This is a genomic window from Streptomyces sp. NPDC006687 (assembly GCF_040636215.1).
GTDB lineage: Bacteria > Actinomycetota > Actinomycetes > Streptomycetales > Streptomycetaceae > Streptomyces.
Genome location: NZ_JBEYJJ010000007.1, coordinates 243623 through 257427 on the forward strand (window position 1 = coordinate 243623; position 13805 = coordinate 257427).

A 13805-nucleotide genomic window follows, 5' to 3' on the forward strand; every position below is an offset into this window, starting at 1 on the left:
CTGATGGACACCGAGCCTCTGCCGGGCTGCTACCGCCACCCGGAGCGCGACACCGGAATCCGCTGCGCCCGCTGCGAGCGGCCCATCTGCCCGGAGTGCATGATCAGCGCCTCGGTCGGCTACCAGTGCCCCGCGTGCGTGCGCGGCGGCTCCGGCACCGGGCACGCCCCGGCCGCCAACGCCCCGCGTACGGTCGCGGGCGGGCTGGTCGCCGGCGATCCCCAGCTGGTCACCAAGATCCTGATCGGGATCAACGCGGCCGTGTTCCTCGTCGCGTACGCCGTCCCGGGGCTGGCCGTGCAGCTGGAGCTGCTCGGCCGGTACGTGGAGTACTACGGGGCGCCCGTCGAAGGGATCTCCACCGGGCAGTACCACCGGCTGCTGACCTCGGTGTTCCTGCATGTCGAGTGGTGGCACATCTTCGGCAACATGGTCGCCCTGTGGGTGATCGGCGGCCCGCTGGAGGCGGCCCTGGGCCGTGTCCGCTACCTGGTCCTCTACCTGCTGTCGGGACTGGGCGGAAGCGCCCTCGTCTACCTGCTGACCGCGCCGAACACCCCCACGCTCGGCGCGTCCGGCGCGATCTGCGGGCTGCTCGGCGCCACCGTCGTCCTGGCCCGCCGGCTGCGGTACGAGATGCGGCCGGTGCTGGTCACCCTCGGGCTGATGCTGCTGGTGACCTTCGTGCCGCTGGGCGGCGGCTGGTCGGTGTCCTGGCAGGCGCACATCGGCGGCCTGGTGACGGGCGCGCTCGTCGCCCTGGGGATGCTCGCCCCGGCCACGGGCAGGAAGCGCACCCTCGTCCAGGGCGCCACCTGCGCGGCGGTGCTGCTGCTGACGGTGGCGCTGGTGCTGGTGCGGACCGCCGCACTCACCTGATCACACCGGCGTCAACTCTCCACAGAGTTATCCACAGATCTTCTGTCTTTTCCTCAGGTGTGGATGACGCTGTGGATAACTCATGGGGAGAGGTTGCGCGGCTGGGCTATCCGTGTACTACTTCCACTGGGTGGAGACGCCGAAGCCGGCTGCGATGAATCCGAAGCCGACCACGATGTTCCAGTTGCCCAGCGCCTCGATCGGCAGCTGGGTGTCGGTCACATAGAAGACGACGATCCACGCGAGGCCGATCAGGAAGAAGGCCAGCATGACCGGCGCGACCCAGCCGCGGCTGCCCAGCTTGATCTGCTGCGGCTGCTGCTTCGCCGGCGGCGGCGTGTAGTCGTCCTTCTTGCGGATACGTGACTTCGGCACGAGGGGCTCTCCTGTCGATGCGCTGGGGGACCTTGCCTGCCCCGGGCGTCCGTTAGCGTAGTGGACCTGTGGCGTTGAAGGAGAAGGGTACGTTGACCAATTCCGACGACTCCTCCGCGGGTCCCCGCCGGCGGGTCCGAGCGGTGCGGCTGCTGACCGCCGCCGTGTTCGCCCTCGCGGGCCTCATCTTCGTCACCAGCTTCAACACGTCCAAGGGTACGAACCTCCGCACGGACGCCTCCCTCCTCAAACTCTCCGACCTGATCCACGAGCGCAGCGCCAAGAACGCCGAGCTGGAGAAGAGCGCCGCCGCCGTCCGCTCCCAGGTGGACGCCCTCGCCGACCGCGACAACGGCAGCACCAAGGCCGAGGACGCCAGGCTGGCCGCCCTGCGGCGGGCCTCCGGCACCGAGGAGCTGGCCGGCAAGGGCCTCAGCGTCACCCTCAACGACGCCCCGCCGAACGCCACCGCCCGCGTCCCGGGCGTCCCCGAACCGCAGCCCAACGACCTCGTGATCCACCAGCAGGACCTCCAGGCCGTGGTGAACGCGCTGTGGCTGGGCGGCGCCGAGGGCATCGAGGTCATGGGCCAGCGGCTGATCGCCACCAGCGCCGTGCGCTGCGTCGGCAACACCCTGATCCTCCAGGGCCGGGTCTACTCGCCCCCGTACAAGGTGACGGCGGTCGGCGACCCCGGCGCCCTGCGCAAGGCCCTGAACAACTCCCCCGCCATCCAGAACTACCAGCTGTACGTCAACGCCTACGGGCTCGGCTGGAAAGTGGAGGAGGACAAGAGGCTGACACTTCCCGGCTACTCCGGCACAGTGGACCTCCACTATGCGAAGCCGCTGGAGTCCGCCTCGCCCTGACGCCGTACTGCGCCTGCTGGTGCGGGCGTTGAGCGAGCTGTGCCTGACGGCCGGGACCCTGGTCGTGCTGTTCACCGCGTACGTCCTGCTGTGGACCGGGGTCAAGGCCGACCAGGCCATGGACGCCGAGCGGGCCCGGCTGCGCGATCGCTGGGCCGCGGGCTCCCCCGCCGCACCGGCTCCCCCGCCGGCGTCCTCACCGGCCCCGGCGCCGGTCAGCGCCCCGCAGCCCTACCCCGCAGGGCGGGCCTTCGCGGAGATGTCCGTCCCCCGCTTCGGCGCGGACTGGAGCAAGCCCGTCCTGGAGGGAACGGACACCGAGCTGCTCAAGAAGGGCCTCGGCCACTACCCCGGCACCGCCCGCCCCGGCGGCGACGGCAACTTCGCCGTCGCCGGCCACCGGCGCACCTACGGCGACCCCTTTAAGGACCTCGACGCGCTGCGCCCCGGAGACACCGTGATCATCCGCGACGCCGGGAACCTCTACACCTACACCGTCCGCGCCGAGCCCCTGCGCGTCCTGCCCACCGAGACCGGGGTGGTCGAGCCCGTCCCGCGCCGCTCCCCCTTCGCCACCCCCGGGCGCTACCTCACCCTCACCACCTGCGACCCCGAGTGGGGCCACAGCCACCGCCTGGTCGTCTGGGCGGAGCTCACCGGCACCCGGCCCGCCGATCCCCGGTGATTGCCCGGGTGAGCCCCGCCGCGGGGGCCCCGGCCCGTAGTCTGGTGCGGTACCGCCCCCGCGGTGCGTGAGTGAATCGTGGACGACGAAGGAAACAGACGGAATGTACGGCTGGATCTGGCGGCATCTGCCGGGCAACGCGTGGGTGCGGGCGCTGATCTCTCTCGTACTGGTCCTCGCGGTGGTGTTCGTACTCTTCCAGTACGTGTTCCCGTGGGCCGAGCCGCTCCTTCCCTTCAACGATGTGACGGTGGACGAGGGATCGGGAGCCACTCGGTGAGCGCGCGCATTCTGGTTGTCGACAACTACGACAGCTTTGTCTTCAATCTGGTCCAGTACCTCTACCAGCTCGGCGCCGAATGCGAGGTGCTGCGCAACGACCAGGTCGAGCTCGCCCACGCCCAGGACGGCTTCGACGGCGTCCTCCTCTCCCCCGGCCCGGGCACGCCCGAGGAGGCCGGCGTCTGCGTGGACATGGTCCGGCACTGCGCCGCCACCGGCGTACCGGTCTTCGGCGTCTGCCTCGGCATGCAGTCCATGGCCGTCGCCTACGGCGGGGTCGTGGACCGCGCCCCCGAGCTGCTGCACGGCAAGACCTCCCCCGTGCTCCACGAGGGGCTCGGAGTCTTCGCCGGACTGCCCTCCCCCTTCACCGCGACCCGCTACCACTCCCTGGCCGCCGAGCCCCAGACCCTGCCGGACGTGCTGGAGGTCACCGCCCGCACCGAGGACGGGATCATCATGGGCCTGCGTCACCGGGAGCACGAGGTGGAAGGCGTCCAGTTCCACCCCGAGTCGGTGCTGACCGAATGGGGCCACCGGATGCTCGCCAACTGGCTCGTGCGCTGCGGTGACGCCGGCGCCCTCGCCCGGTCGGAGGGCCTGGCCCCGGTGGTGGGCAAGGCCGTCGCGTGACGACGGTCGCGCCGTCCGCGCCCCATGAGGGCCGGGCCGCGCGGCGCAAGGCAGCGCGGGAGGCCGCCAAGCGCTCGCACGCGCGGGCCCGCAAGCGGGGCGGCCGTGGCAGACGTCGCGCCCGCGGCCCGCGCTCCGGCGGGCCGGTGGTGGTGCTCAGCCGGGCCGTCGGCGAGCTGTTCATCACCGCCGGTGTGGTGATGCTGCTCTTCGTCGCCTACCAGCTCTGGTACACGAACCTGCTGGCCGAACGGGCGGCGAACGGGGCCGCGGGCTCGCTGCGCCAGACCTGGGAGCACCCCCCGGCGGCCGCCGCGCCGCCCGTGGCCGCCTTCGAGCCGGGGCAGGGCTTCGCCATCCTCCACATTCCCAAGCTGGACCTGAAGGTGCCCGTGGCCGAGGGCGTCAGCAAGCCCAAGGTGCTCGACAAGGGGATGGTCGGCCACTACGGCGAGGGCGCGCTGAAGACGGCCATGCCCTCCGACAAGGAGGGCAACTTCGCGCTCGCCGGCCACCGCAACACCCACGGCGAGCCGTTCCGGTACATCAACCAGCTGGTGCCCGGGGACCCCATCGTGGTCGAGACCCGCGACACGTACTACACGTACCGGATGACCTCGGTCCTGCCGCAGACCTCCCCGGCGAACGTCTCCGTGATCAAGCCGGTGCCGGAGGGTTCCGGGTTCACCGGGCCCGGCCGCTACATCACCCTGACGACCTGCACCCCTGAGTTCACGAGCACCTACCGGATGATCGTATGGGGCAGGATGGTCGACGAACGCCCGCGCAGCCAGGGTGCTCCGCCCGCGCTGAACAGCCGCTGAACAGCCTGTAAGGACGAATCCGCAGTGTCTCGTGCCCGCCGTCGCTCCGCACCGCCGACCGCCGACCGCAGTGTGATCGCCGGGGCCCTGAGCCTGCTCGGAGAGCTCCTGATCACGGTGGGGCTGGTTCTCGGCCTGTTCGTGGCGTACTCGCTGTGGTGGACCAACGTCCTCGCCGACCGCCAGGCATCGGCCCGCGGCGACCAGATCCGCCGGCAGTGGCAGCAGACGCCCGCCGCCGCGGGCAGTGGCGGACAGCCGGGGGCGCTCGACACCGGGGACGGGATCGGCTTCCTGCACGTGCCCTCGATGGACAACGGCGAGGTGCTGGTCAAGCGCGGCACCTCCCCGGAGGTCCTCAACGACGGCGTGGCCGGCTACTACACGGACCCGGTGAAGTCGGCGCTGCCCTGGGACGACAAGGGCAATGTCACGCTGGCCGCGCACCGCGACGGGCACGGGGCGAAGTTCCACAACATCGACAAGGTGAAGAAGGGCGACGCGGTCGTCTTCGAGACCAAGGACACCTGGTACGTGTACAAGGTCTTCGCCGAGCTCGCCCAGACCTCGAAGTACAACACGGACGTGATCAACCCGGTTCCGAAGGAGTCGGGCAAGACGGCCCCGGGCCGCTACATCACGCTGACGACCTGCACCCCGGTGTACACCTCGAAGTACCGGTACATCGTCTGGGGCGAGCTGGTGCGCACGGAGAAGGTGGACGCGAACCGTACCCCGCCGGCCGAGCTGCGCTAGTTCCACGTGAAACAGGCCCGGCCCACGCGGGGGCCGGGCCTGTTTCACGTGAAACCGTCGTTCGGGTTACCGGCGACCGCCGGTCAGACCGCCGAAGAAGCCTCCGCCGCCCTGCTGGCCGCCGTCCTGCGGCGGGTTCGGGTTCGCCATGGTGCGGACGTTGACGACCGTGCCCGCCGGGACCGGGGTCCCCGCCGGCGGGTCGGAGACCACCACGATGGCGTTGTCGTCGGTCGGACCGCCGAGGACCGACCCGAAGTTCAGGCCGGCCACCTTGAGGGTGTTCTTGGCCTGGGCCACGGTCTGCCCCGCCACCACCGGCACGCCGGCCGGCTGCGCGTTCCCCTTGGCGATGCTGACGTTGACGGTGGTGTCCTTGGGGAGCTGCTGACCGGGCTCGTACTGCTGGGCCACGATCGTCTTGGGCGCGGCCCCGGGCTGGTCGACCTCGGTGGTGCTGCCCAGCTTGAGCTTGGCGTCCTGGAGCGCCTTGCTCGCCTGTTCCTTGGTCATCCCGCTGAGATTGGGGACGAGGCCCTTGGCGACCTCCTTGGCCACGGTGAGGGTGATCACCGAGCCCTGCTCGGCCTGGGAGCCGGACTTGGGGTTCTGGTCCGTCACGGTGCCGGGGGTGGCGTTGTCGTTCTCGACGAGCTTCTTCTCGACCTGGAACTTCTTGTCCTTCAGCGTCGACTCGGCGTCCTCGAACTTCAGCCGCAGCACATCGGGGACCGCCATCTTGGGGGCGCCCGAGGAGACCTTGACCTTGACCGTCGAGCCCTTGTCGACCTTGGTGTCGGCCGCCGGGTCCTGCGAGCAGACGTTGCCCTTGGGCTGGTCCGCGCAGGGCTCCTCGGCCTCCTTCACCACGGTCAGCCCCATGTTCTTGCCGCTGCTCTGCGCCGCGTCGAAGCTCTGGCCGACGAGCTTGGGCACGGCGGGGCGGTTGTCGGCGCTGCTGGAGAGGGACTTGCCGATCAGGATCGCGCCGACCAGGACGAGCACCCCGGCCACGGCCAGCAGGATCGTCGAGGCCCGGCTCTTCTTCTGCGGGCGGCGGCCGTGACCCTGGTCGTAGCCGCCCTGGTCCGGGTACCCGTAGCCGCCGTCGCCCCCGGGGGGCATCGGCGGCATCATCGAGGTCTGGTTCGCGTCCGGGGAGCGCAGGGCGGTGGTGGGCTGGTCGTAGCCCTGGTGCCCGTAGCCGCCCTGGTCGGGGTAGCCGTAGCCGGCGCCGCCCATGGTGGCGGTCGCGGCGACGGGCTGGCCCTCCAGGCACGCCTCGATGTCGGCCCGCATCTCGTCGGCGGACTGGTAGCGGTAGTCGGGGTCCTTGACCAGGGCCTTGAGGACGATGGCGTCCATCACCGGCGTGATCTCGGGGTCGAAGTTCGACGGCGGCTGCGGCTCTTCCCGCACGTGCTGGTAGGCGACCGCCACGGGGGAGTCGCCGACGAAGGGGGGCCGCACGCACAGCAGCTCGTAGAGCAGGCAGCCCGCCGAGTACAGGTCGGAACGCGCGTCGACCTGCTCGCCCTTGGCCTGCTCCGGGGAGAGGTACTGGGCGGTGCCGATCACGGCGGCCGTCTGCGTCATGGTCATCCCGGAGTCGCCCATGGCGCGGGCGATGCCGAAGTCCATGACCTTGACCTGGCCGGTCCGGGTGAGCATGACGTTGGCCGGCTTGATGTCACGGTGGACGATGCCCGCGCGGTGGGAGTACTCCAGCGCCTGGAGGATGCCGATGCACATCTCCAGGGTCCGCTCGGGCAGCAGCTTGCGGCCGGAGTGCAGCAGCTCGCGCAGGGTGGAGCCGTCGACGTACTCCATCACGATGTACGGGATGGAGATGTTGTCGACGTAGTCCTCGCCGGTGTCGTAGACCGCGACGATGGCCGGGTGGTTGAGCGAGGCGGCCGACTGGGCCTCTCGGCGGAACCGGGCCTGGAAGGACGGGTCACGGGCGAGGTCGGCACGCAGGGTCTTGACGGCTACGGTACGGCCGAGCCGGGTGTCGTGTCCGAGGTAGACCTCGGCCATGCCACCGCGGCCGAGCACGTGGCTCAGCTCGTACCGGCCGCCGAGGCGACGCGGCTCTTCCATAACGTTCCAGCCCTCTCCGTCAGTCCCGACCGCACCCGTGTGTGGTCCGGCGGTGTGCTGTTCGCGGCAAGGCTACCGGCCGATCGTCAGTGATCGGTTCGTGACCACAGGCTGATATCGGACCGGTACCGAGCGCTCGGATCCTGTCTGCGGGTCTCATCCCTTGTTCTTCAGGACGGCTTCCATGACGGCCTTCGCGACGGGCGCGGCCAGACCGCCGCCGGTGATGTCGTCGCGGTCCTGGACGTTGCTGTCCTCGATGACGACGGCCACGGCCACCGGGCTGGTTCCGTCCGGCAGCTCCGCGTAGGAGATGAACCAGGCGTAGGGGCGCTTGGCGTTCTTCTCGCCGTGCTGGGCGGTACCGGTCTTGCCGCCGACCTTCACGTTCTTGATCTTGGCCGGGGTACCCGTGCCGTTCTCGACGACGTTCACCATCATCTGCTGGACCTTCTGCGCGTTCGCCGCGCTGAGGGGCCGGCTCATCTCCTGCGGCTCGTGCTTCTCGATGGTGTCGAGGTTGGGCGCGGTGAGCTGCTCGACCATGTACGGCTTCATCAGCTTGCCGTCGTTGGCGATGGCCGCGGTGACCATGGCCATCTGGAGCGGGGTGGCCGCCGTGTTGAACTGGCCGATCGAGCTGAGCGCGTTGCCGTCCTTGCCCATCGTCTTGTCGTAGACGCTGGCGAAGGCGCGGACCGGGGTGTCGATGGTGCTGTTGAAGCCGAACTTCTGGGCGGTCTCGACCATGCCGTCACGGCCGACCTTGTCACCGACGTTCGCGAAGACCGAGTTGCAGGAGACCTGGAGCGCGTAGTTCAGGGTCGCCTTCTCGCAGCCGGTGGCGTGGTTGACCATCGGGGTCTTCGTGCCGGGCAGGATGTACGGCTCGGGGGTGTCGGTCGGGGTGTTGATGTCGCTGATCACCCCGTGCTCCAGCGCGGCGGCGGCGGTGACCACCTTGAAGGTGGAGCCCGGCGGGTAGGTCTCGCGCAGGGCGCGGTTGACCAGGTTCTTGTCGGCGCTGTCGTTCAGCTCGCGCCACGCCTTCTCGTCGTTCTTGGAGTTGCCCGCGAAGGACGAGGGGTCGTACGAGGGGGTGCTGGCCAGGGCCAGGATGGCGCCGGTGCGCGGGTCGATCGCGGCGACCGCGCCCTTCTTGTTGCCCAGCTGCTGGAAGGCGGCCTTCTGGGCATCGGCGTTCAGGGTGGTGATGACGTTGCCGCCCTGCTTCTTCTCACCGGTGAACATGCCGATCGTCCGGTCGAAGAACAGCCGGTCGTCGTTGCCGGTGAGGATGCCGTCGTCGATCTTCTCCAGCTGGGTGGAGCCGAACGCCTGCGAGGCGTAGCCGGTGACCGGCGCCCACAGCGGGCCGTCGATGTAGGTCCGCTTGAACTTGAAGTCGCTGCCGTCGGTGACCGCGGAGCCGGTGACCGGCTGGCCGCCGACGATGATGTTGCCGCGTTCGGTGGCGTACTGGGCGATCTGGACCCGGCGGTTCTCCTTGCGGGTGCTGAGGTCCTCGGCCTGCACGTACTGCAGCCAGTTGGTCCGGATCAACAGGGCGAGGACGAGGAGCCCGCAGAACAGCGAGATGCGGCGCAGGGGCTTGTTCATGACGGGCGGACCACCTGGGTCATCTCGGAGTCGGGGGACGGGGCGGGGGCCGGTGCGGGGCGGCGTGCGGTGTCGCTGATCCGGATGAGGATGGCGATGAGCACCCAGTTCGCGAGGACGGAGGAACCGCCGGAGGCGAGGAAGGGCATGGTCATGCCGGTGAGGGGGATGAGGCCCATGACCCCGCCGGCGACGACGAAGATCTGGAGGGCGAAGGCGCCGGACAGGCCGATGGCGAAGAGCTTGCCGAAGGGGTCGCGGGCGGCGAGGGCGGTGCGCACACCCCGCTCGATGATCAGGCCGTAGAGCAGGAGGAAGGCCATGACGCCGGTCAGGCCGAGTTCCTCGCCGACGGTCGAGAAGATGAAGTCGGAGTTGGCGGCGAAGCCGATGAGGTCCGAGTTGCCCTGGCCCCAGCCGGTGCCGAGGACCCCGCCGGAACCGAAGCTCATGATCGACTGGCCGACCTGCTCACACGCGCCGGAGGTGCTGTAGCAGGCGAAGGGGTCGAGCCAGGCGGTGACGCGGACCTTGACGTGGCTGGCGGTCATGCCGACGACGGTGGCGCCGCCGACCGACATCAGCAGGCCGATGACGATCCAGCTGGTCCGCTCGGTGGCCACGTACAGCATGATCACGAACATGCCGAAGAACAGCAGCGAGGTGCCCAGGTCGTTCTCGAAGACCAGGACGAGCAGGCTCATCGCCCAGATCATCAGGATGGGGCCGAGGTCGCGGCCGCGCGGCAGGTAGAGGCCCATGAAGCGGCGGCTGGCCAGGGCCAGGGCGTCGCGCTTCACCATCAGGTAGCCGGCGAAGAAGATCGCGATGACGATCTTGGCGAACTCACCGGGCTGGATGGAGAAGCCGCCGACGCTGATCCAGATCTTCGCGCCGAAGACGTCCGCGCCCAGGCCGGGGACCACGGGCAGGATCAGCAGGACGAGGGCGCCGGCCATCGAGATGTACGTGAACCGCTGGAGCACGCGGTGGTCCTTGAGGACCAGCAGGACGACGGCGAACAGGGCGATGGCCAGCCCCGTGTACATCATCTGGCGCGGTGCGGACTCGGTGAAGCCGCCGAAGCTGCGCTTGGCGAGGTTCCGCAGGCGCTCGGACTGGTCGAGCCGCCAGATCAGCACGACGCCGAGGCCGTTGAGCAGGGTCGCGATCGGCAGCAGCAGCGGGTCCGCGTACTTTGCGTAGCGGCGTACGACGAGGTGCGCGATCCCGGAGAGGACGGCGAAGCCGAGCCCGTAGGCGAGCATGCCCGGGGGCAGCTTGCCGTGGATCGACAGGCCCACGTTGGCGTAGGCGAAGATCGGGATGACCACGGCGAAGGCGAGCAGCAGGAGCTCGGTGTTCCGCCGGCTCGGCGCCTCGATGGCGCCGATGGTGGTCGTGTTGGTGACTACGCTCATGGTGTGGCGGGCCCCCTGTGCCCGCGTATGTCTACTGCTTCTCGCACTGGCCGACGACAGCCTGCTCCGCGGGAGTCAGGCTGGGCCCGGGCGTCTGGCTGCCCTGCGCTTCGGCGGCGCGGCGGGCCTCTTCCTGCTTGCAGGCGGAGACCTGGGTGCCGAGCTCGTCGATCTTCTTGCGCGCCTTGTCCAGGCTCTCTTCGCTGATGGTGGCCTCGACCTGCTTCCGCTTGAAGGACGGCAGGTACTTCAGTTCGATCTCGGGATGATCCGTCTCCACCTGGGAGAGGTGGATCAAGGGCAGGTTCTGGCTGATGCCCCGGTACAGGGCGACGTGGTCACCCTTGACTCCCACGTAGAACTGGGTCTGCGTCCAGCGGTGCGCCGCGTACAGGCCCCCGCCGACGACACCGGCGACGAGGAGCAGGATCAGCGTGCGGGTGGTCCACTTGCGCCCTTTGCTGCGGCGCCGGCGCGGGTGGTCGTACGTGTCGTCGTACTGGCCGTCGGCGTCGTACGCCTCGGGTTCGCCGAAGGATCCGTACGGGGCGCCGCCGCCCTGGCTCTGGTCGGGGTATCCGTAGCCGGCGGCGTCACCGCTGCCCGGGGGGCCGAAGGCGCCCGGGGGCGGCGGGGTCTGGCGGCCCAGGCCCGAGGCCCGGCCCGCCGGGGTCTGCATGGCGTTGCCGTCGAAGAGCTGGTGCGGGTTCTCGGCGACCGCGCCGACGACCACCGGGGTGTCGCTCACCTGGGCGGCCATGGTGTCGCCGCTGTCGGTGTCGAGGACGTCCGCGACGATGCAGGTGATGTTGTCCGGTCCGCCGCCGCGCAGGGCGAGCTGGATCAGGGACTGCACCGTCTCGTGCGGGCCGTGGTAGTCGGCGAGGGTTTCCTCCAGGGTCTGGTGGGAGACCACGCCGGAGAGCCCGTCGGAGCAGATCAGGTAGCGGTCGCCGGCCCGGACCTCGCGGATGGAGAGGTCGGGCTCCACGACGTCGCCGCTGCCGAGGGCGCGCATCAGCAGGGAGCGCTGCGGGTGGGTGGTGGCCTCTTCCTCGGTGATCCGGCCCTCGTCGACGAGCCGCTGGACCCAGGTGTGGTCCTGGGTGATCTGGGTGAGGACGCCGTCGCGCAGCAGGTAGGCGCGGGAGTCGCCGACATGGACGAGGCCGAGCCGCTGGCCCGTCCACAGCAGGGCGGTGAGCGTGGTGCCCATGCCCTCCAGCTGGGCGTCCTCCTCGACCATCACGCGCAGCTGGTCGTTGGCGCGCTGCACGGCGATGCCGAGGGCGGTGAGGATGTCGGAGCCCGGGATGTCGTCGTCGAGCTGGACGAGCGAGGAGATGACCTCGGAGCTGGCGACCTCGCCGGCTGCCTGGCCGCCCATGCCGTCGGCGACGGCGAGGAGCCGGGGACCGGCGTAGCCGGAGTCCTCGTTGCCCTCGCGGATCATGCCCTTGTGCGATCCGGCGGCGAAACGCAGGGTCAGACTCATGCGCACCTGCCCTGTCGACGCCTCGGGGTACAACCGGTCTCGAGCCACACTGCCCACCCTCCGGTCGGGAGCGCGCTCGGGCCCGTGTCCCCGGTGGGACGGACCGCTGCGGCTCGCTCGCTCCGCTCGCTCATTCTCGTACTACTTCCGCAGCTCGATGACGGTCTTGCCGATGCGGATCGGGGCGCCCGGCGGAATGGGCGTCGGGGTGGTGAGACGGGTCCGGTCGAGATACGTGCCGTTGGTGGACCCGAGATCCTCGACGATCCACTGGCCGTCACGGTCGGGGTAGATCCTGGCATGGCGGCTGGAGGCGTAGTCGTCGTCCAGCACGATCGTGGAGTCGTGGGCCCGGCCCAGCGTGATCGTCTGTCCGGCGAGGGTCACGGTCGTGCCCGTGAGGGTCCCCTCGGAGACGACCAGCTTGGTCGGCGCGCCCCGGCGCTGCCGCTGCTGCGGAGGGGCGGCCTGGCGCCCCGTCTGCTGCTGCGGCGCCGCGGCGGCGCCGCCGCGGCGCGAGCCGCGCTGCGTGACGCGCGTACCGAAGAGGTCGCTGCGGATGACCTGAACGGCCACGATGACGAACAGCCACAGAACGGCCAGGAAACCCAACCGCATGACCGTCAGGGTCAGCTCTGACATTGCCCCCGCTTCACCCTTCGGCTTGCCGGTAAATGATGGTGGTGCTGCCCACGACGATCCGCGAGCCGTCGCGGAGCGTAGCGCGGGTGGTGTGCTGCCCGTCCACCACGATGCCGTTGGTGGACCCGAGATCCTGGATCGTCGGGGGTGTTCCGGTCCGGATCTCACAGTGCCGGCGGGAGACGCCGGGGTCGTCGATCCGCACATCGGCCTCGGTGCTGCGGCCGAGTACGAGCGTGGGGCGCGAGATCTGGTGGCGGGTGCCGTTGACCTCGATCCAGCGGCGCGTGGTGCCCGGTGCGCCGGGAGACGGAGGGCCGCCGCCGGGGCGGCCGCCGGGTGCGCCCGGGGGCGGACCCGCGGGCATGGGAGGGGCGGCGACCGGCGGGTAGCCGTAACCGCCCTGCGGGCTCTGGAGGGCCTGGGGTGCCTGGCCCGGGTCCTGGGAGGTGCTGGAGGCTAGGGTGCGGCTGCGGACCCGGTAGAGGCCCGTGTCCAGGTCCTCCGCCTTCTCCAGGTGGACCTTGATGGGTCCCATGAAGCTGTAGCGCTGCTGCTTGGCGTAGTCGCGGACGAGGCCCGCGAGCTCGTCGCCGAGCTGCCCGGAGTAGGGGCTCAGGCGCTCGTAGTCGCCCGTGCTCAGCTCCACGATGAAGTCGTTGGGGACGACGGTGCGCTCGCGGTTCCAGATGGTGGCGTTGTTGTCGCACTCCCGCTGGAGGGCGCCGGCGATCTCCACCGGCTGGACCTCGGACTTGAACACCTTGGCGAAGGTGCCGTTCACCAGACCTTCGAGTCGCTGCTCGAACCGCTTCAGGACTCCCATCGGGCACCTCCTCCGTCGCTGTCGCCCTGTACTGCTTACTGATCGTATCCACGCGTGGCGGATTCGGGTGGTTCCCCTTCGCTCCTGCCCGCAGGAGTGTTGGTCCTCACAAGGGATCGTAGGGGCGCTCCAGGGACAGTGTCCCGCACCCGGAGGGGGCGGCGGGAGAGGCCGTCGGGAGGTCCGGCGGGGGTGGGGGAAAGCGATTTCAATCCACCCCGTCTGACGTGCTACTGTTTCGACGTCGCCAGGGGAACGGGCCGAAAGGCAAGATCCACTGGGGAGCTGCTCGGGCGAGTGGCGGAACGGCAGACGCGCTGGCTTCAGGTGCCAGTGTCCTTCGGGACGTGGGGGTTCAAATCCCCCCTCGCCCACATCGGGGAAGCCCCGATCCG

Annotated in this window: 13 protein-coding genes, 1 tRNA gene and 1 pseudogene; 8 read left to right on the top strand and 7 right to left on the bottom strand. The window is 70.0% G+C overall.

Annotated features, from left to right (window positions below):
• Window positions 1-3: 3 nt before the first annotated feature.
• A complete protein-coding gene (locus tag ABZ716_RS11965) occupies window positions 4-879 on the top strand; it encodes a rhomboid family intramembrane serine protease (RefSeq protein WP_358958380.1) in 876 nt (291 codons plus the stop codon).
• Between the two features lie 117 nt (window positions 880-996).
• Here the strand turns inward: ABZ716_RS11965 and crgA are convergent, their stop codons facing one another.
• On the bottom strand, window positions 997-1254 hold the full coding sequence (gene crgA / locus ABZ716_RS11970) for a cell division protein CrgA (RefSeq protein WP_358809694.1): 258 nt from the start codon (window positions 1252-1254) through the stop codon (window positions 997-999).
• A 92-nt stretch (window positions 1255-1346) separates the two neighbouring features.
• Between crgA and ABZ716_RS11975 the strand changes: the two genes are divergently transcribed.
• The 6 genes and pseudogenes from ABZ716_RS11975 (at window position 1347) to ABZ716_RS12000 (ending at window position 5303) form a co-directional block, all read left to right on the top strand.
• Entirely contained in the window at window positions 1347-2123 is a 777-nt protein-coding gene (locus tag ABZ716_RS11975; RefSeq protein ID WP_351877715.1) for a DUF881 domain-containing protein, read from the top strand.
• Window positions 2092-2808 (top strand): class E sortase, encoded by a 717-nt coding sequence (locus ABZ716_RS11980; protein WP_358958382.1) that lies wholly within the window; start codon window positions 2092-2094, stop codon window positions 2806-2808. The genes ABZ716_RS11975 and ABZ716_RS11980 overlap by 32 nt, the downstream gene beginning before the upstream one ends.
• 103 nt (window positions 2809-2911) lie before the next feature.
• Window positions 2912-3088 (top strand): hypothetical protein, encoded by a 177-nt coding sequence (locus tag ABZ716_RS11985; RefSeq protein WP_226731531.1) that lies wholly within the window; start codon window positions 2912-2914, stop codon window positions 3086-3088.
• Complete coding sequence (locus ABZ716_RS11990; protein WP_351877721.1) at window positions 3085-3723, top strand: aminodeoxychorismate/anthranilate synthase component II; 639 nt, start codon at window positions 3085-3087, stop codon at window positions 3721-3723. Before ABZ716_RS11985 ends, ABZ716_RS11990 begins: the two co-directional genes overlap by 4 nt.
• 143 nt (window positions 3724-3866) lie before the next feature.
• Window positions 3867-4547 (top strand): annotated as a pseudogene (locus tag ABZ716_RS11995) (class E sortase); the annotation flags it as partial.
• Between the two features lie 24 nt (window positions 4548-4571).
• A complete protein-coding gene (locus tag ABZ716_RS12000; RefSeq protein WP_358809692.1) occupies window positions 4572-5303 on the top strand; it encodes a class E sortase in 732 nt (243 codons plus the stop codon).
• A gap of 66 nt (window positions 5304-5369) precedes the next feature.
• On the opposite strand, the gene pknB is transcribed toward ABZ716_RS12000, so the two are convergent.
• The 6 genes from pknB to ABZ716_RS12030 all read right to left on the bottom strand — a co-directional run bounded on the left by pknB (window position 5370) and on the right by ABZ716_RS12030 (window position 13410).
• Window positions 5370-7406, bottom strand: a complete 2037-nt coding sequence (gene pknB, locus ABZ716_RS12005) for a Stk1 family PASTA domain-containing Ser/Thr kinase (RefSeq protein WP_358809691.1) — start codon at window positions 7404-7406, stop codon at window positions 5370-5372.
• Window positions 7407-7562: 156 nt separating this feature from the next.
• The gene (locus tag ABZ716_RS12010; protein WP_351877727.1) at window positions 7563-9026 is read right to left on the bottom strand and encodes a penicillin-binding transpeptidase domain-containing protein; all 1464 of its coding nucleotides are present in this window, start codon (window positions 9024-9026) and stop codon (window positions 7563-7565) included.
• Window positions 9023-10447: an FtsW/RodA/SpoVE family cell cycle protein gene (locus tag ABZ716_RS12015; protein ID WP_351877729.1), complete on the bottom strand. Its 1425-nt coding sequence runs from the start codon at window positions 10445-10447 to the stop codon at window positions 9023-9025. The genes ABZ716_RS12010 and ABZ716_RS12015 overlap by 4 nt, the downstream gene beginning before the upstream one ends.
• A gap of 31 nt (window positions 10448-10478) precedes the next feature.
• Window positions 10479-11942, bottom strand: a complete 1464-nt coding sequence (locus ABZ716_RS12020) for a PP2C family serine/threonine-protein phosphatase (RefSeq protein ID WP_351877730.1) — start codon at window positions 11940-11942, stop codon at window positions 10479-10481.
• Window positions 11943-12083: 141 nt separating this feature from the next.
• Complete coding sequence (locus tag ABZ716_RS12025) at window positions 12084-12584, bottom strand: FHA domain-containing protein (protein ID WP_351877732.1); 501 nt, start codon at window positions 12582-12584, stop codon at window positions 12084-12086.
• A 10-nt stretch (window positions 12585-12594) separates the two neighbouring features.
• Complete coding sequence (locus ABZ716_RS12030) at window positions 12595-13410, bottom strand: DUF3662 and FHA domain-containing protein (RefSeq protein WP_351877734.1); 816 nt, start codon at window positions 13408-13410, stop codon at window positions 12595-12597.
• Window positions 13411-13701: 291 nt separating this feature from the next.
• Between ABZ716_RS12030 and ABZ716_RS12035 the strand changes: the two genes are divergently transcribed.
• Window positions 13702-13784, top strand: a tRNA-Leu gene (locus ABZ716_RS12035).
• Window positions 13785-13805: the final 21 nt, after the last annotated feature.